The 24,855-nt window shown below is 31.7% G+C and carries 22 protein-coding genes, 1 pseudogene and 1 riboswitch; all 23 genes and pseudogenes read left to right on the top strand.

Annotated features, from left to right (window positions below; genetic code table 11):
• Nucleotides 1–2: 2 nt before the first annotated feature.
• Nucleotides 3–917 carry a phosphate ABC transporter substrate-binding protein gene (locus tag ACFWTK_RS02625; RefSeq protein WP_273092726.1) on the top strand — a complete coding sequence of 305 codons (915 nt, stop codon included), beginning with the start codon at nt 3–5 and terminating at the stop codon, nt 915–917.
• Between the two features lie 88 nt (nt 918–1,005).
• On the top strand, nt 1,006–1,896 hold the full coding sequence (gene pstC / locus ACFWTK_RS02620) for a phosphate ABC transporter permease subunit PstC (protein ID WP_273092725.1): 891 nt from the start codon (nt 1,006–1,008) through the stop codon (nt 1,894–1,896).
• The gene (gene pstA / locus ACFWTK_RS02615) at nt 1,896–2,762 is read left to right on the top strand and encodes a phosphate ABC transporter permease PstA (RefSeq protein WP_415874578.1); all 867 of its coding nucleotides are present in this window, start codon (nt 1,896–1,898) and stop codon (nt 2,760–2,762) included. The genes pstC and pstA overlap by 1 nt, the downstream gene beginning before the upstream one ends.
• 12 nt (nt 2,763–2,774) lie before the next feature.
• A complete protein-coding gene (gene pstB, locus ACFWTK_RS02610) occupies nt 2,775–3,530 on the top strand; it encodes a phosphate ABC transporter ATP-binding protein PstB (protein ID WP_273092722.1) in 756 nt (251 codons plus the stop codon).
• A gap of 30 nt (nt 3,531–3,560) precedes the next feature.
• Entirely contained in the window at nt 3,561–4,220 is a 660-nt protein-coding gene (gene phoU, locus ACFWTK_RS02605; RefSeq protein WP_273092721.1) for a phosphate signaling complex protein PhoU, read from the top strand.
• A 509-nt stretch (nt 4,221–4,729) separates the two neighbouring features.
• Nucleotides 4,730–6,070: pseudogene (gene ltrA, locus ACFWTK_RS02600) on the top strand (group II intron reverse transcriptase/maturase).
• 190 nt (nt 6,071–6,260) lie between these two features.
• A complete protein-coding gene (locus tag ACFWTK_RS02595) occupies nt 6,261–7,604 on the top strand; it encodes a DUF512 domain-containing protein (protein WP_415874683.1) in 1,344 nt (447 codons plus the stop codon).
• A gap of 3 nt (nt 7,605–7,607) precedes the next feature.
• Nucleotides 7,608–8,924 (top strand): ribosome biogenesis GTPase Der, encoded by a 1,317-nt coding sequence (der, locus tag ACFWTK_RS02590; RefSeq protein WP_415874577.1) that lies wholly within the window; start codon nt 7,608–7,610, stop codon nt 8,922–8,924.
• 1 nt (nt 8,925) lies between these two features.
• A complete protein-coding gene (locus ACFWTK_RS02585) occupies nt 8,926–9,921 on the top strand; it encodes an NAD(P)H-dependent glycerol-3-phosphate dehydrogenase (protein WP_415874576.1) in 996 nt (331 codons plus the stop codon).
• A 136-nt stretch (nt 9,922–10,057) separates the two neighbouring features.
• Nucleotides 10,058–11,536, top strand: coding sequence for a stage IV sporulation protein A (spoIVA, locus tag ACFWTK_RS02580; protein ID WP_415874575.1), 1,479 nt, complete (start codon nt 10,058–10,060; stop codon nt 11,534–11,536).
• A 192-nt stretch (nt 11,537–11,728) separates the two neighbouring features.
• On the top strand, nt 11,729–12,745 hold the full coding sequence (locus ACFWTK_RS02575; protein ID WP_415874574.1) for an asparaginase: 1,017 nt from the start codon (nt 11,729–11,731) through the stop codon (nt 12,743–12,745).
• A 55-nt stretch (nt 12,746–12,800) separates the two neighbouring features.
• Nucleotides 12,801–12,900: riboswitch (purine riboswitch) on the top strand.
• Nucleotides 12,901–12,973: 73 nt separating this feature from the next.
• A complete protein-coding gene (locus ACFWTK_RS02570; protein ID WP_415874573.1) occupies nt 12,974–14,335 on the top strand; it encodes an NCS2 family permease in 1,362 nt (453 codons plus the stop codon).
• A gap of 257 nt (nt 14,336–14,592) precedes the next feature.
• A complete protein-coding gene (locus tag ACFWTK_RS02565) occupies nt 14,593–15,744 on the top strand; it encodes an aminotransferase class I/II-fold pyridoxal phosphate-dependent enzyme (RefSeq protein ID WP_415874572.1) in 1,152 nt (383 codons plus the stop codon).
• A gap of 131 nt (nt 15,745–15,875) precedes the next feature.
• Nucleotides 15,876–16,757 carry a YicC/YloC family endoribonuclease gene (locus tag ACFWTK_RS02560; RefSeq protein WP_415874571.1) on the top strand — a complete coding sequence of 294 codons (882 nt, stop codon included), beginning with the start codon at nt 15,876–15,878 and terminating at the stop codon, nt 16,755–16,757.
• Between the two features lie 17 nt (nt 16,758–16,774).
• On the top strand, nt 16,775–17,050 hold the full coding sequence (gene remA, locus ACFWTK_RS02555; protein WP_415874570.1) for an extracellular matrix/biofilm regulator RemA: 276 nt from the start codon (nt 16,775–16,777) through the stop codon (nt 17,048–17,050).
• On the top strand, nt 17,047–17,703 hold the full coding sequence (gmk, locus tag ACFWTK_RS02550) for a guanylate kinase (protein WP_415874569.1): 657 nt from the start codon (nt 17,047–17,049) through the stop codon (nt 17,701–17,703). Before remA ends, gmk begins: the two co-directional genes overlap by 4 nt.
• The gene (rpoZ, locus tag ACFWTK_RS02545; RefSeq protein WP_061857507.1) at nt 17,684–17,905 is read left to right on the top strand and encodes a DNA-directed RNA polymerase subunit omega; all 222 of its coding nucleotides are present in this window, start codon (nt 17,684–17,686) and stop codon (nt 17,903–17,905) included. The genes gmk and rpoZ overlap by 20 nt, the downstream gene beginning before the upstream one ends.
• A 1-nt stretch (nt 17,906) precedes the next feature.
• A complete protein-coding gene (gene coaBC / locus ACFWTK_RS02540; protein ID WP_415874568.1) occupies nt 17,907–19,097 on the top strand; it encodes a bifunctional phosphopantothenoylcysteine decarboxylase/phosphopantothenate--cysteine ligase CoaBC in 1,191 nt (396 codons plus the stop codon).
• 55 nt (nt 19,098–19,152) lie between these two features.
• The gene (gene priA, locus ACFWTK_RS02535) at nt 19,153–21,354 is read left to right on the top strand and encodes a primosomal protein N' (RefSeq protein WP_415874567.1); all 2,202 of its coding nucleotides are present in this window, start codon (nt 19,153–19,155) and stop codon (nt 21,352–21,354) included.
• Nucleotides 21,355–21,394: 40 nt separating this feature from the next.
• Entirely contained in the window at nt 21,395–21,850 is a 456-nt protein-coding gene (def, locus tag ACFWTK_RS02530) for a peptide deformylase (protein ID WP_415874566.1), read from the top strand.
• Between the two features lie 4 nt (nt 21,851–21,854).
• Nucleotides 21,855–22,784, top strand: coding sequence for a methionyl-tRNA formyltransferase (gene fmt, locus ACFWTK_RS02525; RefSeq protein ID WP_415874565.1), 930 nt, complete (start codon nt 21,855–21,857; stop codon nt 22,782–22,784).
• Nucleotides 22,785–22,818: 34 nt separating this feature from the next.
• Nucleotides 22,819–23,496 (top strand): zinc metallopeptidase, encoded by a 678-nt coding sequence (locus ACFWTK_RS02520; RefSeq protein ID WP_415874564.1) that lies wholly within the window; start codon nt 22,819–22,821, stop codon nt 23,494–23,496.
• A 19-nt stretch (nt 23,497–23,515) separates the two neighbouring features.
• A complete protein-coding gene (gene rsmB / locus ACFWTK_RS02515; protein WP_415874563.1) occupies nt 23,516–24,847 on the top strand; it encodes a 16S rRNA (cytosine(967)-C(5))-methyltransferase RsmB in 1,332 nt (443 codons plus the stop codon).
• Nucleotides 24,848–24,855 lie beyond the last annotated feature (8 nt).

The following is a 24,855-nucleotide window of genomic DNA, read 5'->3' as shown; positions in this document are numbered from 1 at the left end:
TAATGAAAAAGAAATCATTAAAAATGATAGTTGCGGCATTAGCGATCGCAGTTGTTGGAGGTATGCTTGCAGGTTGTGGAAACAATACTGCAAATAATAGAGCTGATAACAGTGGAGATGGCACAAAGGTAGAAGAAGTAAGCGGTTCAATTACAGTTGTAGGCTCAACAGCACTTCAACCATTAGCAAAAGCTGGTGCAGATATGTTTATGCAAAAGAATAGTAAAGTTCAAATAAATGTTCAAGGTGGAGGAAGTGGAACTGGACTTTCTCAAGTAGCATCAGGTGCAGTTCAAATAGGCAACTCAGATGTAACCGCAGAATCAAAAATTAAGGATGCAAATTTAGTAAAACAATTAGTGGATCATAAAGTTGCTGCTATTGGGTTTGCAATGGTAGTAAACAAAGAGACAAAGGTAGATTCTCTAACAAAGCAACAAGTCCAAGATATATTTACAGGTAAAATTACTAATTGGAAGCAAGTTGGCGGAGATGACGTTAAAATCAAAGTAATAAATAGAGGAAAATCTTCTGGAACAAGAGCTGCATTTGTAGGCACTATAATGGGTGGAAAAACAGAAGCAGAAGGATTGGGAACAACTCTGGATTCAAGTGGAGCAGTACAACAAGCGATTCAAGCTACAAATGGATCTATATCCTATTTAGCATTATCATACTTTATAAGTGATGAAGCAAAGCAGGGAATAAAATTATTAAAAATAGAAGGTGTTGACCCTACTTACGAAAATATAGCCGCAGGCAAATATCCTTTCTGGTCTTATGAACATATGTACACTAAAGGTGAGCCTACTGGAGCAACTAAAGCTTATCTTGATTATATGACTTCGGATGAAGTTAAGTCTGTAATAAAGAGCAAGGGATATCTTCCAGCCGATGAAATAAAGGCTCAAAAGTAAATCAATAAGGTAACTAAGACTAGTTGTATAGTTATGCACAACTGGTCTTAGTTTTCTTCAAAAATTAGAAGGATATGGAGTAGATACAATGAGTAAGAGAGGTAATTTAGATAAACTCAAAAATGAATATTTAGGAAGAAGCTTTTCTATAGTATGTGGATATTTAATTGTAGTTTTAACAATAGCTATAATTGTATTTATAGCGTCTAAGGGACTAGCTATATTTATAAAAGAGGGGTATCCGCTAAGCAAGTTTTTATTTAGTACTCAATGGAAACCAGATGCTGAGACGCCGGAATTTGGGGCATTGATATTTATTTTGGGTTCAACGTTGGTATCTATAGGAGCTGTGATAATAAGTGCTCCTATAGGTATAGCATTAGCTATATTTATGAATTTAATTTCTCCTAAATTAGGCTCTAAAGTGCTTCAACCAGCTATGGAGTTATTTGTTGGTATTCCTTCTGTTATATATGGGTGGATTGGCATAACCATGTTAATTCCTTTATTAAAAGGCAGCTTTGGAGGGGTAGGTTTCAGCTTGATAGCAGGAACTTTAGTTCTAAGCATAATGATATTACCAACTATTACAAGTATATCTTCTGATGCAATAAGAACTATACCAAGACAATTTATAGAAGCATCCTATGGGCTAGGAGCTACAAGATGGCAAACTATAGTTAAAGTTGTAGTTCCAGCAGCTAAAAATGGAATTTTAACTGGTGTAGTTTTAGGAATAGCTAGAGCTTTTGGAGAAGCATTAGCAGTTCAAATGGTTATAGGTAATTCAATAAAGCTGCCCGGAGGACTATATGATACTACTTCTACATTAACCAGCGTAATAACTATGGATATGGCTAATACTATCTTTGGAAGTACGTGGAATAATGCCTTGTGGTCCTTAGCCCTAGTGCTTTTGGTAATTTCCTTTATTATTATACTAATATTAAGAGCTATAGGAAAAAGAGGTGAATTATAGTGAATGCTAAGAAGAAAGATACAATCGCTACGGTGATATTATATATAATTTCAGCACTAGTAGTATTACTTTTAGTTTGGTTAATTGGTTATATATTATATCGTGGAAGACACTGGATAGATCCGAGGTTTTTATTTGGAAAACCATCCATTGAAGCTGGTGGTGGAATAGGACTTCATCTATTTAACTCTTTTTATATGCTTATAATATCCTTGATAATAACAGTTCCTCTTGGAATAGGAGCAGGCATATATCTAGCAGAGTATGCACGTCCGGGAAAATTTTTAAATATTATGCGATTGTGCATTGAAACTATGGCATCCCTTCCTTCTATAGTAGTAGGCTTATTCGGACTTTTAGTTTTTGTTAATATGACGGGATGGGGATATTCTATAATAGCTGGAGCCCTTGCTATTACAATATTAAATCTTCCGTCTATGACAAGAGTGAGTGAGAATGCTATTACAGCTTCGTCTAAAAAAGTGAAAGAAGCAAGCTTAGGATTAGGGGCTACTCAATGGCAAACTATTAAAAAAGTAATTTTACCTTCTGCTATTCCTCAGATTTTAACAGGTATAATTTTGGCTGCTGGAAGAATATTTGGTGAAGCTGCTGCCTTATTATACACGGCAGGTATGAGTGCACCTTTGGTGAAAGTTAGTGACGGTTCAGCTTTTAATTTATTTAGACCAGCAGAGACTCTTTCGGTTTATATTTGGCAGCTAAATTCAGAAGGAGTGGTTCCAGATGCTGAAAGAATAGCAAATGGAGCATCTGCAGTTTTAATTGTAATGATTCTTTTATTTAATATTCTAGCAAGGATAATAGGTAAAAAAATATACGAAAGGTATGCGGGAACTAAGTAAGGGGGAAAATATATGAATAATATTATAGAAGTAAACAAGCTAAATCTGTTCTATGACACTAAGCAAGCTTTAAAAGACATTAGCCTTAATATACAAAAAAATGCTGTAACTGCACTTATAGGACCTTCAGGATGTGGCAAGTCAACATTTTTAAGATGCTTAAATAGAATGAATGATTTGATTGAAGGGGTAAAAATGGAAGGTGAAATAGTTTATGAGGGAAACAATGTATTAGATCCTAATTACGATGTAATTGAACTTAGAAAAAAGGTTGGTATGGTTTTCCAAAGCCCTAATCCATTCCCTATGAGCATATATGATAATGTAGCCTACGGACCAAGAATTCATGGAATTAAAAATAAAAGCAGATTAGATGAAATAGTTGAAAAAAGTCTAAAAGGAGCTGCTATATGGGATGAAGTAAAGGATAGATTAAAAAAGAGTGGTTTAGGACTTTCTGGAGGACAACAGCAAAGACTGTGCATTGCGAGAACTCTTGCTGTAGAACCGGAAGTTATACTGATGGATGAACCTACATCTGCATTAGACCCTATATCTACTTTGAAAATTGAAGAAATGATGGATACTTTAAAACAAAAATACACTGTAGTTATTGTAACTCATAATATGCAGCAAGCAGGAAGAATATCAGATAATACTGCTTTCTTCTATAATGGAATAATAGTAGAGCATGGTAAAACAGAAGATATTTTCTACAAACCTAAGGATAAAAGAACAGAAGATTATATTACAGGAAGATTTGGATGATGCTTTATAAAAAGATGAAGAGGTGAGATTATGGCTCTAAGAAAAGCTTTTGAAATGGAACTAAGTGAATTGCATAATGATTTATTAAGAATGGGGAGCATTGTTGAAAAACAAATACATCTTTGCATTAAATCTTTAGCAGAAAAGGATGAAGAATTAGCTGATGAAGTTATAAAAAATGATGACATTGTAGATGACTTAATGAGAGAAATAGAAAACAAAAGTATTAAGCTTATAGCTAGACAACAGCCTATAGCAACGGATTTAAGGTTCATTTTTACATGTATTAATATAGTAACAGATTTAGAGAGAATGGCAGATCATGCTGTTGATATTGCTAAAATAACAAAAATATTAAAAAACCAAGAGTATATTAAAGAATTAGTAGATATACCAAAAATGTCTGAAATAGTGAGCGCTATGATAAAAGATGGGCTAGATGCTTATGTAGAAAGAAATTTAGATAAAGCATATGAAGTGTCTAAACGGGATGATGATGTGGATGAATTATATAAAAAAGTATTTGGAGAAATGATAGAGCTTATGGGAAAGAATAATACTAAGATTGAACAAGCAACTCAATTTATGTTTATTTGTAAGTTTTTGGAGAGAATAGCAGACCACGTAACAAACATATGTGAATGGACAATTTATATAATTACAGGGAAGCAAGTGGATTTAAATGAATAAAACAGCTATTTGGCTGTTTTATTTGTATTAGTGCGCCCAGCATGGGCGACAGCTTGGTGGTGAAAGTCCACTATGGGGGTTGATAGCACCAACCATTAGCTTACGGCAAGGGTGTCCTCCGTGAGGAGGAATCTGAAGGAAGCCTGCGGCAAAACTCTGGTCTGAGGAATACGAACCACATATAAGGCTTGCTTAAATCGGGTGAGTTTGCTAAACAAAACAAAGCCCAATGCTATCCGAAGGTTTAGGAAGTAAATGTGGCAGATAGATGTAGTGAAAGCGGTCGCTCTTACCTGGGGAGGTCTCATGGACGTAGGACAATGAATTTAAGTCATACGGTTGAAATAAGATTTGCCATGAGAAGTCAGCAGAGGTCATAGTATCAAAACAGTTATGAAGGTTTTGAGAAGGACTGAACAATAGGAGGTCTTAGAAACTTGAAGAATTCGATGGAAATACGAAAATTGTAGAAAACTTCATACACAGAAGGCTGGTCATGTGAGGTAGGATTGGAACTCCAAGGTAGCATGAGAGCGCATAGTATTTCTGCGGCATTTGATAGAAGAAAAGACGATGGAAAGCTATACGCTGATAACTTGCTAGAGAGGATACTCTATAGGGATAAAATGAATGTAGCCTATAAAAGAGTTAAATCTAATAAGGGTAGCCACGGAGTGGATGGTATGAAGGTGGATGAACTTCTATCTTACCTAAAGCAACATGGTAAAACCCTTATAGCAAGTATATTGGAAGGGACTTATCGTCCCAAACCCGTCAGGCGAGTGGAAATTCACAAACTTGATGGAGGTATAAGGCTACTTGGAATACCTACAGTAGTTGATAGAATGGTACAACAAGCAATTGCCCAAGTGCTAACGCCAATATTCGAGAAAACATTCAGCGACAGTAGCTACGGTTTTAGACCAGGCAGAGATGCTAAAGAAGCCGTAACAAAAGCTAAAGAATATATGTAGCAAGGATATAAATGGGTAGTGGATATAGATCTAGCTAAATGTTTTGATACCGTAAACCATGATAAACTTATGGCATTAGTTACTAGAGAAATTAAGGATAAAAGGGTATTGAAATTGATAAGGTTATTTCTACAAAGTGGAGTTATGATAAACGGAGTAGTTGTTGAAACTGATGAGGGTTGTCCTCAAGGTGGACCACTGAGTCCGTTACTTAGTAATATCATGCTCACAGAACTCGACAGAGAGCTTGAGAAGAGAGGACATAAATTTTGTCGCTATGCTGATGATAATAATATCTTTGTCAAAAGCAAGAAAGCAGGAGAAAGAGTTATGCATAGTATAACTAACTTTCTTGAAAATAAACTCAAACTTAAAGTTAATAGAGATAAAAGTGCAGTTGATAGACCCTGGAAAAGAAAATTTCTAGGGTTTACCTTCTATCAATGGTATGGAAGGATAGGAATAAGAGTACATCAGAAATCCATAAACAGGTTTAAGAATAAGCTCAGAGAAATAACCTCAAGAAGCAATGCCTGGGATATGGAATATAGAATGAAAAGACTTCGTCAAGTTATAACAGGGTGGCTCAACTACTTTGGAATAGCTGATATATCCAAACTAACAAAGGAACTAGACGAATGGACTAGGCGAAGAATTAGAATGTGCTTTTGGAAACAATGGAAAAGAATCAAGACTAAGCATGATAATCTAAGAAAGCATGGTGTTAAGAATAATAAAGCGTGGGAGTATGCAAACACAAGAAAAAGCTACTGGCGAATAGCCAATAGCCCTATACTTGCAACTACACTTACAAATGCCTATCTTGAACAGTTAGGATATACAAGTATCTATAAAAGGTATAAGCAAATACATTAATTTCTATTGAACCGCTGTATACCAAACGGTACGTACAGTGGTGTGAGAGGTCGGTGAATGAAATAATCATTCACCTCCTACTCGATTAATGATGTTTCAATTAAGCTTGTCAAATCTTGACGTAATAATCACATTAATGATAAGATATTTTAATGAAATAGCAAATGGTAAAAAATATATGGAGGGAAAAATGCTAAATGAAATTTCAAAGGTAGTAAGTGGAAGCATTGCTGAAGAAGTAGGAATAGAGGTAGGCGATAAGTTACTAAGCATTAATAATAATAAGGTAAAAGATATTATAGATTATAAGTATTTAATAGTAGATGAATATGTAGTTTTAGAAGTGGAAAAGAGAAAAGAAGAAGAAATTTGGGAAATAGAAATAGAAAAAGATTATGGAGAAGATATAGGCATAGAATTCAAGGATCCTATGATGGATAGGCCTAGAAGTTGTCATAATAAGTGTGTATTCTGTTTTATAGACCAACTTCCAAAAGGCATGAGAGATACGCTTTATTTTAAAGATGATGATTCCAGATTATCCTTTTTACAAGGAAATTTTATAACAATGACTAATATGAGCGATGAAGATATAAATAGGATTATAAAGTATAGAATTAGTCCTGTAAATGTATCTGTTCATACTACAAGCCCTGAATTAAGGCGAAGGATGATGAAGAACAAATTCGCTGGGAATATATATGAAAGGCTTAAGAAATTAGCAGATGCTAAGATAAAAATGAATAGTCAAATAGTCCTTTGTCCAGGATATAATGATGGTGAAGAACTTAAGAAAACCATAGAAGATCTATATAAATTATATCCTTATATAAACAATGTAGCAGTAGTACCTGTTGGAGTAACAAAGTTCAGGAAGCAAAATAATTTAGTAGATCTAAAATTATTTGATAAAGAAAGTGCTGCTGAACAGATAGCTATGATTGGAAAACTTCAAGAAAAGTATATAAAAGAAGTTGGAGAGCCCTTTGTAAGACTATCTGATGAATTTTATGTATTATCCGGAGCAGAAATTCCAAGTGATAAGTTCTACAGTGGATTTGAACAACTAGAAGATGGAGTTGGTATGATAAGATCTTTTAGAGATAATATAGATAGAAGTTTAAAAGATTTGAAAAAAAATATTAAAGGTAAGTATACATTAATAACAGGTACTCTTGCTTATGATGAAATTTTAGCTGCTGCTAAAAAGATAATGAGTGTCAATGAAAATATAACTATAGATGTAAAAAAAATAATAAATAATTTCTTCGGAGATACTATAACTGTAGCTGGTCTTTTAACTGGAAGAGATATACTAGAGCAGTTATCTAAGGAGGAAGCCCATAAATATGTTGTAATGGCAAATAATATGTTTAGAAAAGGATATGAGCTAGGTGATAGTAAAGAACTTGTTATGCTCGATGATATAACAGTGAAGCAGCTAGAAACCGAATTAAATTCAAAGATTTTAGTTTGCGATTACACAGGAGAAGATTTGATAGATATAATAAATAAAAATAGTATGGAGGAATAAATAATGGCTAAACCGATAGTTGCTATAGTTGGTAGACCTAATGTAGGAAAATCAACTTTATTTAATAAACTGGCAGGAAAGAGAATTGCAATAGTAGAAGATACACCAGGAGTTACAAGGGATAGAATATATGCGGATGCAGAGTGGCTAGATAAGAATTTTACTATAATCGATACAGGTGGAATAGAGCCAGAAAGCGAAGATGTTATTATTTCTCAAATGAGAAGGCAAGCACAAATAGCAATAGAAATGGCTGATGTTGTAATCTTTGTTGTAGATGGAAAACAAGGTTTAACTGATAGCGATAATGAAGTGGCTCAGATGTTGAGAAAAGCACAAAAAACTGTAATTTTAGCTGTAAATAAGATAGATAGAAAACAACTAGAAGAGAATATTTATGAATTTTATAATTTAGGTTTGGGAGATCCTGTAGCTATTTCAGCATCACAGGCCTTAGGACTTGGAGACTTATTAGACGAGGTTGTTGCAAAATTTCCTAAGTATGATGAAAATGAAGAAAATAATGAATACATAAGAATAGCTATAGTTGGTAGGCCTAATGCAGGTAAATCTTCACTTATAAATAGATTATTAGGAGAAGAAAAGCATATAGTTAGTGACATTCCAGGAACCACTAGAGATGCTGTAGATAGCTATTTAGAAAGTGAAGAAGGCAAATTTATTTTAGTAGATACTGCAGGACTTAGAAGAAAAAGTAAGATTAAGGAGCAGATTGAAAGATATAGTGCTGTAAGAACTTTAGCCGCTATTGAAAATTCAGATATATGCATATTAATGATTGATGCAGAGCAAGGTATAGCAGAACAAGATGAGAAAATAATAGGATATGCACATGAATTGAATAAGGCTATAATGATAATCGTAAATAAGTGGGATTTAATAGAAAAAGACGATAAAACTATGAATAAATTTAAAAATGACTTAAGAGAAAAATTAGGATTTTTACCTTATGCACAATATTTATTTATATCTGCTAAAACTGGTCAGAGAGTAAATAAAGTTTTAAGTATGGCAAAAGAGTGCTATAATAATTATTCAAAGCGTATTAAAACAGGAATATTAAATGATGTAATAAGTAAAGCTGTTATGATGAAAGAACCTCCAGTTGTAGGCACAAATAGATTGAAGATTTATTACGTAACTCAAGTAGGAATAAAACCGCCTACATTCGTATTTTTTGTAAACAATCCAGCATTGCTGCATTTTTCATATGAAAGATATTTAGAAAATCAGTTGAGACAAAGTTTTGACTTTGAAGGTACTGGCATTAAATTAGAATTTAGAGAAAGGAAAGAATAGTATGAGTGATATAGCTTTTATAGGAGGGGGAAGCTTTGGAACAGCTTTAAGCATAATGCTATCAAAGCACGGATATAAAGTTAATATTTGGGATAGAAATGAAAATATTGTTCATGATATAAATGTAAAGAGAGAGAATATAAAGTATCTTCCCAGCGTAACTATACCAGTAAATGTAACAGCTTTTTTAGAATTAAGAAAAGCTGTGGAAGGAAATAAGGTTATAGTGTTATCCGTCCCATCTCATGCTATACGAGAAGTAAGTAAAAATATAAAAGACTATATTGATAAAGATGCAATAATAGTAAGTATAGCAAAGGGAATAGAAGAAAACTCTCTTAAAAGGCTTTCAGAGGTTATAGAAGAGGAGCTTCCTAATAATCCTGTAGTAGTTTTGTCAGGACCAAGCCATGCAGAAGAGGTAGCTTTAGATATACCTACAACAGTTGTAGTAGCATCTAAACATATAGAACATGCAAAGAAAATCCAAGATATGTTCATGACCAATAAATTCAGAGTATATACTAACGATGATATTATAGGAGTAGAAATAGGGGGAGCTGTAAAAAATATAATAGCACTTGCTGCAGGAGTTTCTGATGGAGCAGGATATGGAGATAATACAAAAGCAGCATTAATGACAAGAGGCATGAGCGAAATCGTAAGAATAGGCACTAAGCTAGGAGCTAAAAAAGAAACTTTTTTTGGACTATCCGGTATAGGAGATTTGATTGTAACATGCACTAGCATGCACAGCAGAAATAGAAGAGCTGGAATCCTAATAGGCAAAGGTATCAAGGTTGAGGATGCCTGCGAAGAAATAGGTATGGTAGTTGAAGGAGTTAAATCTTGTAGTGCCTTTTATAAGCTTAAGGAGCAGCTAGATGTTTCAATGCCTATTACAGACACTTTGTATAAGGTTCTTTTTGAAAACAAAGATCCTAAGTATGGAGTATACGAATTAATGGCTAGAGATAAGAAGGATGAAGTTTATTAAGTTTTATTATAAAAAACATAATTTTAAAAATCAGTTCATAAAAAATGAATTGATTTTTATTTTTTTTGTAATATTTTCTATGTGCAATAATATATATGTACTGTTAAAGTTAAGTAAGTAGTGGGAGGGTAAGGTTTTGGAAAATTTCAACATATACAAAGATATTGCAGATAGAACACAAGGGGACATATATGTTGGTGTAGTAGGGCCTGTAAGAACCGGAAAATCTACATTTATAAAAAGATTTATGGAGCTTATGGTAATCCCAAATATAGAAAATACTTATAAAAAGCAGAGAGCTCAGGATGAACTTCCTCAAAGTGCATCAGGAAAGTCAATCCATACTACAGAACCTAAGTTTGTTCCTAATGAGGCTATAGAAATTGATTTAAGTGGAGGAACCAAGTTTAAAGTACGAATGGTAGACTGCGTAGGATATATCGTTAAGTCTGCCTTAGGATATAATGAGGGAGATCAGCCTAAAATGGTGACTACACCATGGTATGACTATGAGATTCCTTTTGAAGAGGCGGCTGAAATTGGGACAAAAAAGGTTATCAATGAACATTCTACTATAGGACTTTTAGTAACTACTGATGGGAGCATAACTGGCATAGATAGAGCTGATTATATTGAGGCAGAAGAAAGAGTAGTAAATGAATTAAAGGCTATTAATAAGCCGTTTATAATGATTTTAAATTCAAGAAATTCCGATGCTGAGGAAACTTTACAATTGGGCAGAGAAATGCAAGAAAAATATGATGTCCCAGTACAGGTAATGGATGTAGCTAACATGAAAGAAAGTGATGTAACAAATGTGTTTGAGAGAGTATTAAAGGAATTCCCTATAAAAGAAATAAACATAGATATGCCTGAATGGATAGAAAAGTTAGAAATAACTCATTGGCTTAAAGATAATTTTATATCATTAGTGAAAAATATGTGCAAAAATATTTATAAAGTTAGGGATATTAAGAAGTTTACAGAAGAACTCAAAGACATAGACTTCCTTGAAAACTCTAAATTAAATGAGATAAATATGGGAGAGGGGACTGCTAGAATAGAATTACATCCAAAGCAAGAATTATTCTACAAAGTATTAAGTGAAGTGTGTGAAAGAAGTATTAGTGGAGAAAATGAACTTTTAAGCATAATGAGAGAATTAAGTGAAGCTAAAACGGAATATGATAAGATAGCAGATGCTTTAAGAGATGTTAAAGAAAGAGGATATGGTCTTGTATCTCCACAGCTAAGTGAAATGAGACTTGAAGAACCTGAAATTGTAAGACAAGGTACTAGATATGGGGTTAAACTTAAGGCGAGTGCTCCATCTCTTCACTTGATTAGGGCTGATATACAAGCAGAAATATCTCCAATAATGGGTACAGAAAGGGAAAGTGAGGAATTAGTTAAATCACTTCTTGAACAATTTGAAAGTGACCCTTCAAGGATTTGGGAGAGCAATATGTTTGGAAAGTCTCTGGAAGTATTAGTTAAAGACGGATTGCAAAATAAGTTATATAAGATGCCTGAAGATGTTCAGATTAAAATACGAAAAACTCTAGAAAAAATAATCAATGAAGGCAATGGTGGTTTGATTTGTATTATTTTATAACAATTATAAGTGCCGATATATAGTATTATGCTATATATCGGCTATTTTTATGAAAAAATTAGCATATATATTTATTCGCTTGGTAATATTTATCTCTTTCGTGTAAATAAGAAAATTGATGAATTTAATAATTTGCTATATACAAAACTATATTTCAGAAATATAAATTTTAATTAAGGAAAGGGTGTATTTATGCCTAAGGTTGCAGTTATTTTTAATGGAGGGACTATATCTATGAAAATGGATCCAAGGATACATGCAGCAGTCCCTAAATTGAGTGGAGAAGAGATTATGGCTATGGTAACGGGAATTGAAAGATATGCTGAAATAGAATGCCTCACGTTTTCAAATTTACCTGGTCCACATATAACACCAGAAAAGATGATGGAGCTTTCTAAATATGTTCAAGAAGTTTTAAAAAGAGATGATATAGATGGAGTGGTAATTACTCATGGAACTGATACTCTTGAAGAAACAGCTTATTTTTTAGATTTAACAATAAAAAATGAAAAACCTATAATAGTTACAGGAGCTATGAGAAATAGCTCAGAGTTAGGATATGATGGACCTGCAAATTTATCTGCTTCTATTTGCACTGCTATATCAAAAGGCGCCAGAGGAAGAGGAGTACTGGTTTGTTTGAATAATGAACTTAACTGTGCTAGCGAGGTTACAAAAACTCACTCTATGAAACTTAACACTTTTCAAAGTCTTGAATTTGGTTCTATTGGAATTGTAGATAATAATGAAGTTTTATTTTATAGAAATGTATTAGAGAAAACACATATTTTCACAGACAAAATTGAAATTAAAGTTGATCTAATAAAATGTGCTGCAGGTATGGATTCTAAGATTATAGATTTTCTTGTTGAAACCGGTTCTAAGGGAATAGTAATTGAAGCTCTAGGAAGAGGAAATGTTCCTCCTAAAATGATATCGGGAATAAGAAATGCTATAGAAAAGGGAGTTATTGTTGTAATTGTATCAAGATGTTTTAGAGGAAGGGTTTTAGATACTTATGGATATGAAGGCGGAGGAAAAATGTTAAAAGATATGGGAGCAATATTTGGAGATTCTCTACCGGGACAAAAGGCAAAAATAAAATTAATGCTTGCTTTAGGAAAGACTAATGATAAATTAGAGATTAAAAGAATATTTGAAGGACATAATTATAAAATTGCGAATTATAATAAAAATATATACAAATAATATTCGATACGTGTTGACATATATTCTAAAGTATGATAATATTATTTTGAAAACAGAATATTAATATCCACTAACTCATATAAGCTTAGAAATAAGGTCTAGGCGTTTCTACCAAATACCGTAAATATTTGACTATGAGTAGTCTGAGTGTATATATAAATAATAAGTCACTTAAGATTACTCATATCTAAGTGGCTTATTTATATTACATTTTAGGAGGAAGAATATATGGAAAACTTTTTTAAGCTAAAAGAAAACAATACAGATATAAGAAGGGAAGTTATTGCAGGAATAACGACCTTTTTAGCTATGGCTTATATAATAGCCGTAAATCCGGATATTTTATCTGTTGCAGGTATGCCTAAAGGAGCAGTGCTTACTGCAACATGTTTATCAGCAGGATTAACCACAATAGGTATGGGATTATATGCAAACCTACCTTTTGCTTTAGCATCAGGAATGGGACTTAACGCTTTCTTTACTTTTAGTGTAGTTAAACAGATGGGAGTTGATTGGAGAGTAGCTCTTACTGCCGTGTTTGTTGAAGGCGTTATATTTATTATCTTATCAGTAACTAATGTGAGGGAAGCTGTAGTAAACGGAATACCTAATACTTTGAAGTTAGCTGTAACAGCAGGTATTGGCTTATTTATAGCCTTTATAGGATTTGTGAATTCAGGTATAGTAATTCAGGACCCTGATACTCTAGTTAAAATGGGTAATTTTACTACTCCACCAGTTGTAATATCAGTTATTGGGATAATAGTAATAGTAATTTTGTCTAAAAAGAATATTAAAGGAGCTTTGCTTTGGGGAATAGTTATAAGTACACTTGTAGCTTGGGGCTATGCTTTGACTAATCCTAAAATAGCTGCAGAAGCTTATAAAATATATCTGCCAAATGGAATTTTTAAATTTGAATCATTAAATTCCATAGCTTTTAAATTAGATTTCTCTTATATAACTAATCCTGATAAAATGTGGTCATTTATTACTATAATTCTTACTTTCTTATTTGTAGACTTCTTTGATACAGTAGGAACCTTAGTAGGAGTAGCTACAAAAGTTGGAATGGTGGACGAAAAAGGAAGAGTAAAGAATGCAGGAAAGGCATTGCTTGTAGATGCCATTGGGACAACCTTTGGAGCTTTAGTAGGAACATCAACAGTAACAACATATGTGGAAAGTTCTGCAGGAGTTGCAGAAGGAGGAAGAACAGGATTAGCATCTGTTGTAACAGGAATATTATTCTTAGTAGCTATGTTCCTATCGCCTTTATTTATAGCTATACCTGCCTGTGCTACTGGGCCAGCGCTTATTGTAGTAGGATTTTTCATGATGGAGAATGTAGTTAAAATTGATTTTTCTGATTTTACAGAAGGAGTTCCTGCATTTTTGACAATAGCTTTAATGCCTTTAACATACAGTATTGGAGATGGACTAACTATAGGAATCTTATCTTATGCAGTATTGAATTTTATTAATAATATGTTTATAAGGGATGAAGCTAAGAAAAAAAAGGTGTCTATAGTAGTATACGTACTTGTTATATTGTTTACTATAAAATTGATAATGACAGGTCTTAATTAAAAGTTTATGTTTTAAGAAATTGTTGTTTCTATATAATTTTAAATAAGTTTATTCTATTTAACAAAACCTCGCTAAAATGCGGGGTTTTCTTCTTTGTTTGATATCTAGTCGAACCTAAGACTCTCATTACACTCTGCAAAGCTATTTACACCCAATATAAGATTTAAGATAACAGTTTTTATATATTAAAAATAAGTAACATTGAGATAAAGCTAGGAATAATATAAACTAAAAAATTATATTATGGGGGAAATATAATGAAAATAAATAACAGACTTTGCAACATTAGAGAATATCATTTTAAGGAAATTGATGACATTAAGAATAAAATGATAGCTGAAGGTAAGGAAATAATAGATCTTGGAATAGGTGATCCTGATATAGGTGTTCACAAAGATATAATAAAAGGATTAGTAGATAGCTTACAATATAATGATTTTAACAGATATCCTCCTTATGACGGTATAAATGAATTAAAAAGGGCAATTATAAAGTACTATAGAGAAGTTTTTCAAGTTTATTTAGATATGGATGAAGTGATTGTATTAATAGGATCTAAAGAAGGAATTAGCAATATAATACCAGCAGTATGTGACATAGGAGATTATGTTATTATACCAAATCCGAGATATCCAGTTTATGAAATGTGCTCATATCTTTGGGGATGTAAGCCTTATAAAGTTCCATTAAAAGAAAAGAATAACTATCTTATGGATTTATCAAATATACCTGATGAAGTAAGAAAAAAAAGTAAACTCATGATAATAAATTATCCGAATAACCCAACAGGAGCTACTGCTGACAATAAATTTTATAGTGAGGTATTAGAATATTGTATTCAAAATGATATTGTATTATGCAACGATAGTGCTTATAATGAAATAATTAGAGAAGATAAGGAGCCTATTAGTTTATTACAAACTGATTTGAGAAAAAAATCAATTGAATTTGGAACTTTCTCAAAAACTTTTAATATGACGGGATTTAGGATTGGTTATGCAGTAGGAAATAGAGAAGTTTTAAAGGCTCTTTTGAATGTAAAAAGCAATTTGGATTCTAGTCAGTTTAAGGCAATTCAATATGCAGCTGTAAGTGCACTAAATATCAGTAGGGATTATATAAATTATATTAGAAAAATATATGATGATAGAAGGAATATAGCAGAGGAGATTTTAACGAAAAAAGGAATAAGCTTCTATAGAGGTGATGGTACATTCTATATTTGGTGTAAAGTGCCTAGAAGTTATACCACGGACGAATTATGTCAAGAATTTTTATCTTCATATGGAATTATTGTTACTCCAGGATATGCTTTTGGAGACTTAGGTCATGGATATTTCAGAATTGCACTTACAAAAGATAAAGATATTGTATATAAATCATTAAATAGATTAAGAGTATACAATTAATCTATTTTAATATAATAAAAAATGTGTTATCATGATTTTTATATGCTGAATTGAAATTGAGCTTGAAATTTCAATCCTTATTTATGTATAATTAGTATAAACTTATAATGTACTGCGGAAGGATGATAAAAATGGTAAGAAGTATGACAGGCTTTGGGAGGGGAATGACCAGAGAAGGAATAAATCGCAGTTTTACTATTGAGATAAAAAGCGTAAATCATAGATATTTTGATTTGAATGTTAAGCTACCAAGAAATCTGTTGTCATTAGAGAACAAGATTAGAGAAACTATTAAATCAAAAGTTAATAGAGGTAAAGTAGATGTTTTTATCAATCAAAATATTTATGAAAATGATGATGTAGAAGTATATTTTAATGAAAAACTAGGAGATAGTTATTTTGCTTGCTTGAAAAAAATAAAAGACAGATATGAAGTTATAGATGATATATCTGTATCCTTAATTGCAAAATTTCCAGATGTAATTACTGCTGAAAAGAAAGAAGAAAACTTAGAAGAAATTTGGAGCAACTTACAAGAGCCTTTAAATGAGGCTATAGATTCATTGATAAAAATGAGAGAAAATGAAGGAACAAAACTAAGAGAAGATATTATTGCTAAATGTACTGTTATTGGAGCATTAGTATCTCAAATTGAAGAAAAATCTCCTTTAGTAGTTGAAGATTATAGAAACAAACTTAATAACAGGATAGCAGAACTTTTAAATACTTCAGAAGTTGATGAAACTAGAATAGCAATGGAAGTGGCTTTGTTTGCAGATAAAGCAGCCATAGATGAAGAAATAGTAAGGTTAAAAAGCCATATTGCTCAATTAAAGCAAACTTTAGATAAAGATGAGCCTATTGGTAGAAAACTTGATTTTATAGTTCAAGAAATGAATAGAGAAACCAATACTATATCTTCGAAGGCTAATGATTTAGGAATTCTAAATTTAACTATAAATATAAAAAACTATATAGAAAAAATTAGAGAACAAATACAAAATATAGAATAGAAATCAGGAGGACTAGCATGAGTATTAAATTAATAAATATAGGATTTGGAAACATTGTTTCTGCTAATAGATTAGTAGCTATTGTAAGTCCAGAATCTGCCCCTATAAAAAGAATTATACAAGAAGCGAGGGATAGAGGAATGTTAATTGATGCTACATATGGAAGAAGAACGAGAGCTGTAATAATTACTGATAGTGATCATGTTATATTGTCAGCTGTTCAGCCAGAAACCGTAGCACATAGGCTATCTGCTAAAGGTGAAGTAAGTATTGATGAGGTCGATGAACAATGAGTGATACTAAAAATAATGAGTTTAAAAAATGTGGGAAGGGCCTTTTACTTGTTATATCAGGACCATCTGGGGCAGGAAAAGGAACCATTTGTAGGGAATTGTTAAACAAAAATAGTCTTTGGCTATCAGTTTCAGCTACAACAAGAGCGCCAAGGAATGGAGAAATAGATGGAGTTAATTATTACTTTTTAGACAGAGATGAATTTATAGATAAGATTAATAAGGGTGACTTTTTAGAATATGCAGAAGTCTATGGCAATTATTATGGTACTCCAAAATCAAAGGTTATAGAAAAACTTGAAGAAGGAAAAGATGTTATACTAGAGATAGATATTCAAGGTGCGCTAAAGGTTAAAGAGGCGTATCCTGAAGGCGTATTTGTTTTTATTCTTCCTCCTTCTATGGAAGAGCTGAAGAATAGAATAATTAAAAGGGGAAGTGAAACTCCAGAATCATTGATGACAAGGTTCAAGGCTGCATATAAAGAAATCAATTATGTATCAAAATATAATTATGCAATTATTAATGATAAAGTTGATGAAGCTGTTAAAAAGATAGAAAGTATAATTACAGCTGAAAAATGTAGCGTTGAAAGGATACAACAAAATATTTTTTCTAAGGAGGGACTTATGCATGAACAATTATATGATTAATCCATCAATTGTGGACTTATTAGATAAAGTTGATAACAGATATTCCTTAGTTATTGTAACAGCTAAAAGAGCTAGGCAAATAATAGATGGTGATGAGGCTTTAGTAAATATACAAGATACAATTAAACCTCTTACAGTAGCTATTAATGAAGTGAATGAAGGAAAAGTCTCTTATGAATCAGTAATGAAAGGAATAAAATAACATGGAAAATAGAAAGACTGTAGTAGTTGGTGTAACAGGAGGAATAGCTGCTTATAAAGCTTTAGATGTAATTAGCAGATTAAAAAAGGCAAATTTAGATGTGAATGTTATAATGACTGAACACTCTACAAAATTTGTTAGTCCTCTTTCATTTCAATCTTTAAGTCAGAATATGGTTATAACTGATATGTTTGCTGAGCCAAAAGCTTGGGAGATTCAACATATATCTTTAGCCAAAAAAGCAGATTTAATGCTTATAGTTCCTGCTACAGCAAACATTATAGGGAAAGTTGCAAATGGTATTGCAGATGATATGCTATCGACTACTATAATGGCTACAAAGGCGCCTGTAGTTTTTGCTCCAGCTGCAAATACTAATATGTTCATGAATCCAATAGTTCAAAATAATATAAAAAAATTAAGGGAATATGGATATAAGTTCATTGATCCAGATGAAGGAAGACTTGCTTGTGGTGATACAGGAGCAGGAAAACTAGCAGATACAAAGTTAATAAGTGATATAGTTATCAGTATGCTTTATGATATTAAAGATTTAAAGGGCAAAAAGGTTCTAGTAACAGCAGGACCAACTATTGCACCTATTGATCCTGTAAGGTATCTTACTAATAGGTCTACAGGAAAGATGGGTTATGCCATTGCTGAAGAAGCAAGAGATAGGGGGGGAGATGTTACTTTAGTATCTGGACCGTGTAATTTTGAGAAACCTTTTGGAATCAATGTAATAAATGTAAACACTAATGAAGAAATGCTTAAGGCTGTTGAAGAGAAATTTCAAGCAGCTGATATAGTTATAAAGGCTGCTGCAGTAGCTGACTATAAACCTAAAAACTATTCACATGAAAAAATAAAAAAAGGCAATAATGATTTAACATTGGAACTAACAAGAGATAATGATATACTTAAAAAATTAGGTTCTATGAAGAAAAATCAGATTTTAGTAGGTTTTGCAGCAGAGAGTAATAATGTAGTTGATAATGCAGTTGCTAAATTACATAATAAAAATCTAGACTTTATTATAGCTAATGATATAACTTGCAGCGATACTGGCTTTGCATCAGAAGATAATAGAGTTACTATATTGAGTAAAGATGGAGAAAGTATATCTCTTCCTAAAATGAGCAAAAGAATGGTAGCAAGGGAATTATTTAATTTGATTAATAAAAAGCGCTAATGCGCTTTTTTCTTGTAATTATGAAAATTACGTTAATACATAAAGGGTGAATTTTGTGAATCGATATGCAGGAATTATAGTAAATAACGAATCTGTTCAAGTTGATAAAATTTTTACCTATAAAATACCTGAAAATTTAATGAATAAATTGAAGGTTGGACATAGAGTAAAAGTTCCCTTTGGAAGATCAAATAGGAATATTGATGGATTTGTATTAGAATTATGTGAAAATTGTAAAGATGTTAAAGGTATTAAGTCTATAATAGATATATGCGATGACTTTACTGTGTTAAGAAAAGAAGATATAAAACTTATAGGTATTATGAGAGAAAAATATTTATGTACATATTTAGAATGTATAAAAGTAATTATACCTACAGGGATAACTAAGGGCATTAAAAATAAGATAAAAGAAGTTATATGCCTTGGAGAGAATCTTTATGGTAAGTTTAGTAAAGAACCTTATATTACAATATATAAAATAGTTGAAAAAAATAATGGAATATATTCTAAAACAGAAATTAGTAATAAGTTTACTGTATCTTTGTCTTCTATAAACACAATGATAAAACATGGATTTCTTCGTAAAAGTCAAGAGATAATTGAAAGATTTGATAATAGAAATTATTCTAATTATGAAGAAAAAAAATTAAATAAAGAACAGGAGATAGTGGTAAACTCCATCCTAGATTCTAAAAAGAATATATTTTTAATTCATGGAGTTACTGGAAGTGGAAAAACTGAAGTTTACATGAATATGGTACAGCATATGATTAATCAAAATAAAGAATGTATCATATTAGTTCCTGAAATATCTTTAACGCCTCAGATGGTAGAAAGATTTAAAGGAAGATTTGGAAATGACATTGCAGTTTTTCACAGTAGACTTTCTGATGGTGAGAGATATGATGAATGGCTTAGAATAAAAAATAAAAAGGTAAAGGTTGCTATAGGTGCACGATCTGCTATATTCTTACCCTTTGATAATTTAGGGATGATAATAATAGATGAGGAGCATGAATCAAGTTATAAGTCTGACAGTGATCCTAAATATAATGCCAGAGAAATTGGAGAACTTAAGTGCAATATTGAAAATTGTAAGTTAGTATTAGGTTCGGCTACTCCATCTATTGAAACCTATTATAGATGTATGAATGGGGAAATAGAATTATTGACTTTAGAAAAAAGAGCAGATGGTGCAAAGTTGCCGTTTATGAAAATAGTTGATATGAGGGAAGAACTGCTAAAAAATAATAAATCCATATTTAGTAGAGACTTATATAATGGCATAAATAATGCTTTAAGCAATAAAGAACAAATAATATTATTTTTGAATAGAAGAGGATTTTCAACATTTATATCTTGTAGAAAGTGCGGATATGTATTTCAATGTGATAATTGTGATATATCTTTAACTTACCACAGCAGCGGAAATTATTTGAGCTGTCATTATTGTGGACGAAGGTATCCAATAAAAAGAGTTTGCCCAAAATGTGGAAGCAGATATGTAAAACATTTTGGGATTGGAACAGAGAAAATTGAAGAAGAAATAAAGTCCAATTTTCCAGATGCAAAAGTATTAAGAATGGATTTTGATACAACAAGAAAAAAAAATTCGTATGAATATATATATAATGCCTTTAAAGATGGAGAAGCTGATATATTAGTTGGAACTCAAATGATAACTAAGGGATTGGACTTTAAAAATGTTACTTTGGTTGGGGTTATAGCAGCAGATTTGTCTCTGAACTTGCCAGACTTTAGAGCTGGAGAAAAAACTTTTCAACTTATAACTCAAGTCGCAGGCAGAGCAGGGAGAGGTAAGAAAGCAGGAAGCGTTATAGTGCAAACTTATAATCCAGATAATTATAGCATAAAGTATTCATCTTTAAATGATTATAAAAACTTTTTTAAAGAAGAGATTGGTATAAGATATAATATGAATTATCCTCCATTTTCAAAAATATTATCTATTAATATTAGCAGTAAAAATGAAGATCTGTTAATAAAAAATATACAAAAAGTTGGTATAATATTAAAGAATAAATTGGAAAACAATAATAAAATAAGTATATTAGGACCATCTCCTTGTATATTATCTAAAATAAAAGAGTATTATAGATGGCAAATATTAGTAAAAGGAGAAGTGGATATAGACTTAGCTAATAATATTAAAAATATAGTTTACACAAACTTGCAAAATAGTTATAGTGATATAAGGATAAGTTTAGATATTAATCCAAATAATTTATTATAAAAGATTAGAAAACATTAATTTAAAAAAAGGAGAGGTATAAATGGCATTAAGAAATATAAGAGTTGAGGGAGACGAAATTTTAAGAAAAAAATCCAGAAAGGTTGATGATATAAACAGCAGAATTTTGACATTAATAGAGGATATGAAAGAAACTATGTATGCTGCAGACGGAGTAGGTCTTGCTGCTCCTCAAGTAGGTATTTTAAAGAGAATAGTTGTAATAGATGTAGGAGATGGTCCAATAGTACTAATTAATCCAGAAATCATAAAAAAAGAGGGATGTCAAGTAGATTTTGAAGGTTGTTTAAGTATACCAGGAGAGCAAGGTAAAGTTGAAAGACCTTTTAGAGTTACAGCAAGAGCCTTGAATGAGAATGGAGAAGAAATAGAGATAGTTGGAGAAGAACTTTTAGCAAGAGCTATTTGTCATGAAGTTGATCATTTAGATGGTGTATTGTTTATAGACAAAGTAATAAAAGAAGAAGAGGAGGAATAGGCTTATGAAGATAGTATTTATGGGAACCCCAGAATTTTCTGTTCCTTCACTTCAGGCTATTATTGATAACTTTGAAGTAGAGGCTGTGTTTACTCAACCAGACAAACCTAAGGGAAGAGGCAAGAAAATTTCTATGTCACCTGTAAAAGAATTGGCATTAAAACATGGCATAAAGGTTTACCAACCAGAAAGGCTGAAAAGAGAACCGCAAATTATAGAAGAGCTAAGGAATATGAAACCTGACTTTATAGTAGTAGTTGCTTATGGGCAAATTTTACCTAAGGAAGTTATAGATATACCAAAGTATGCATGTATTAATCTTCATGCTTCTCTTCTTCCTAAGTATAGAGGAGCTGCTCCTATTAATTGGGCCATTATAAAAGGAGAAAAAAAGAGTGGAAATACTACTATGCTAATGGATGTGGGACTAGATACGGGTGATATGCTGTTAAAACAGGAGGTTACAATAACTGAAGATATGACCGCTGGTGAACTTCATGATATTTTAATGAAAGATGGAGCTGAACTTTTAGTTGAAACCGTAAAAGGAGTATATAAGGGAGAGATAAAGCCTGAGAAACAAAATGACTCTGAAACTTGCTATGCATCTATGTTGAATAAAGAAATGGCTGGGATAGATTGGAAATTATCTTCAAGAGAAATTCACAATCTAATAAGAGGATTAAATCCTTGGCCTATAGCGTACACTAATTATGGAAACCAGATTATGAAGATATATAAATCTAGCGTTTTAGATAAAGAAAGTGAAAAAGCTCCAGGAACAATACTTTCTGTTTCCGATAAAGGAATAGAAGTAGCTTGTGGAGAAGGTGTATTATTAGTAAAAGAAATTCAATTTCCAGGTAAAAAGGTATTAAAAGTTGAACAATATATAAAAGGAAATAAAATTGAAGAAGGTACTATTCTAAATTAGATTTTATATATAATTATATTAGGGAGGGATATGAATGTTTTTTTATGACTGGACATATATTATTCTTATTCCAGCTCTGATAGTATCAGCATGGGCTCAGATGAAAGTCACTTCTACGTTTAACAAATATTCTAGAGTGGGAAGTATAAATGGGTATACAGGTGCTCAGGTTGCAAGAATGCTATTAGACGCGGAAGGCCTTTATGATGTTCCTGTGGAACAAATTTCTGGAAGACTAACTGATCATTATGATCCAAGAAGCAGGACGATGAGGCTGTCAAAAGATGTATACTATGGTACTTCTGTAGCATCTATAGGAGTAGCGGCTCATGAAACTGGTCATGCAATTCAGCACCAAAGGCATTATGCTCCTCTTCAAATAAGAAACTCTATAGTTCCAGTGGTTAATTTTAGTTCTAATGCTTCATGGCTAATTTTCTTACTTGGATTTTTTATGGGATTAAGATACTTGGTTAATATAGGAATACTCTTATTTGGAGCTGTAGTAATTTTTCAATTAGTTACTTTGCCAGTAGAGTTCAATGCGTCAAATAGAGCTTTAAGTATATTGAAACAAAGGAATATATTATATGGAGATGAAGTAAGAGGAGCAAAAAGTGTACTATCAGCTGCCGCAATGACATATGTGGCTGCCGCTCTTACAGCTATATTGCAGTTAGTAAGACTTATAGCTTTAAGTAGAGATGAATAACTAGGATTGGAGTAAATCTATGGAGAAAAGTAGAAAAGTATGTGTCGATATAGTAGAACAGGTATTAACCCAAAATGCTTATTCAAACATAGTTTTAAGAAACAATTTAAACAAATTTAAATTTGAAGATAAAGATAAATCTTTAATAACTGAAATTGTATATGGAACTATTAAATATAAATATACTATTGATGCTATATTAGAACATTATCTAAAAAAAGGAACAAAAGGCATAGATACCTACGTATTAAATATACTAAGAACAGCTATTTATCAAATTAGATTTTTAGATAAAATACCTAATTTTGCAGCGGTAAATGAAGCTGTTGAAATAGCCAAAAAATATAAGTCTGTAGGAGCATCTAAACTTGTGAATGGAGTTTTAAGAAATTATCTTAGAAATTTAGATAAGTGTTATTATAATAAGGAAAATGTAGTTGAGGCATTATGCTTTAACTACTCTTTTGATAAATGGTTAGTGAATATGTTTATTAATCAGTATGGAATTACAACAACTGAAAAGATTTTAAAAGGATTAAATGAAAAATCAGCAGTTACTGTAAGAGTAAATAATTTAAAGACCACATATGATGAAGCTTTTTCGAGTCTTGAAAAGTATGGTTATAATGTGGATGAAGGCTATGTATCCCCAGAAGCTATTATAATAAATAAAGGAAAAAGTATAGAAGAGAATCCTTTATTCAAAGATGGAAAAATAACTGTTCAAGATGAAAGTGCTATGCTAGTAGCCCCATCTTTAGGAGTTAAAGAAGGATTTGTGGTTCTAGATTTGTGCAGTGCACCAGGAGGAAAAACTACTCATATTTCTGAGCTAATGAATGATAATGGAATTGTAAGAGCTTTTGATATTCATGAAAATAAACTTTCACTAGTAAAAGCCAATGCAAAAAGACTAGGAATAAATAATATAACCTGTTATCAAATGGATGCATCTATATTTAATAAAGATCTAGAGAATATGGCTGATGCAGTTTTAATCGATGTACCTTGTTCAGGACTAGGCATAATAAGAAAAAAGCCTGAGATAAAATATACTAAACAGATAAATGGAGTTAAAGATATAATAAGAGTGCAAAGGAAAATAATGAAGAATGCATCAAAGTATGTAAAGGTTGGAGGAACTTTGGTATACTCAACTTGTACAATAAACAAAAAAGAAAACGAGAATAATATAAATTGGTTTCTAAAAGAGTTTCCTCAATACTCATTAGAAAAATTATATTATGGAGAGAGAGAAAACATTATATATAATGATAACGGATCTGTAACTATCTTACCTAACAAATATATGGATGGATTTTTTATTACTAAACTTAAAAGAATTCGGTAGGTGCAAAT

Source organism: Clostridium sp. (assembly GCF_047777555.1).
Taxonomy (GTDB): domain Bacteria; phylum Bacillota; class Clostridia; order Clostridiales; family Clostridiaceae; genus Clostridium_H.
The sequence above is the reverse complement of the archived record's forward strand: the minus strand, read 5'-3'. Positions and strand labels throughout refer to the sequence as shown.

Excerpts from the sequence above, each read along its gene's own strand:
- ACFWTK_RS02625 (WP_273092726.1), top strand. The coding sequence starts at position 3 with ATGAAAAAGAAATCATTAAAAATGATAGTTGCGGCATTAGCGATCGCA.
- pstC (WP_273092725.1), top strand. The coding sequence starts at position 1,006 with ATGAGTAAGAGAGGTAATTTAGATAAACTCAAAAATGAATATTTAGGA.
- pstB (WP_273092722.1), top strand. The coding sequence starts at position 2,775 with ATGAATAATATTATAGAAGTAAACAAGCTAAATCTGTTCTATGACACT.
- phoU (WP_273092721.1), top strand. The coding sequence starts at position 3,561 with ATGGCTCTAAGAAAAGCTTTTGAAATGGAACTAAGTGAATTGCATAAT.
- ACFWTK_RS02595 (WP_415874683.1), top strand. The coding sequence starts at position 6,261 with ATGCTAAATGAAATTTCAAAGGTAGTAAGTGGAAGCATTGCTGAAGAA.
- der (WP_415874577.1), top strand. The coding sequence starts at position 7,608 with ATGGCTAAACCGATAGTTGCTATAGTTGGTAGACCTAATGTAGGAAAA.
- ACFWTK_RS02585 (WP_415874576.1), top strand. The coding sequence starts at position 8,926 with ATGAGTGATATAGCTTTTATAGGAGGGGGAAGCTTTGGAACAGCTTTA.
- ACFWTK_RS02575 (WP_415874574.1), top strand. The coding sequence starts at position 11,729 with ATGCCTAAGGTTGCAGTTATTTTTAATGGAGGGACTATATCTATGAAA.
- ACFWTK_RS02570 (WP_415874573.1), top strand. The coding sequence starts at position 12,974 with ATGGAAAACTTTTTTAAGCTAAAAGAAAACAATACAGATATAAGAAGG.
- ACFWTK_RS02565 (WP_415874572.1), top strand. The coding sequence starts at position 14,593 with ATGAAAATAAATAACAGACTTTGCAACATTAGAGAATATCATTTTAAG.
- ACFWTK_RS02560 (WP_415874571.1), top strand. The coding sequence starts at position 15,876 with ATGGTAAGAAGTATGACAGGCTTTGGGAGGGGAATGACCAGAGAAGGA.
- remA (WP_415874570.1), top strand. The coding sequence starts at position 16,775 with ATGAGTATTAAATTAATAAATATAGGATTTGGAAACATTGTTTCTGCT.
- gmk (WP_415874569.1), top strand. The coding sequence starts at position 17,047 with ATGAGTGATACTAAAAATAATGAGTTTAAAAAATGTGGGAAGGGCCTT.
- rpoZ (WP_061857507.1), top strand. The coding sequence starts at position 17,684 with ATGAACAATTATATGATTAATCCATCAATTGTGGACTTATTAGATAAA.
- coaBC (WP_415874568.1), top strand. The coding sequence starts at position 17,907 with ATGGAAAATAGAAAGACTGTAGTAGTTGGTGTAACAGGAGGAATAGCT.
- def (WP_415874566.1), top strand. The coding sequence starts at position 21,395 with ATGGCATTAAGAAATATAAGAGTTGAGGGAGACGAAATTTTAAGAAAA.
- fmt (WP_415874565.1), top strand. The coding sequence starts at position 21,855 with ATGAAGATAGTATTTATGGGAACCCCAGAATTTTCTGTTCCTTCACTT.
- ACFWTK_RS02520 (WP_415874564.1), top strand. The coding sequence starts at position 22,819 with ATGTTTTTTTATGACTGGACATATATTATTCTTATTCCAGCTCTGATA.
- rsmB (WP_415874563.1), top strand. The coding sequence starts at position 23,516 with ATGGAGAAAAGTAGAAAAGTATGTGTCGATATAGTAGAACAGGTATTA.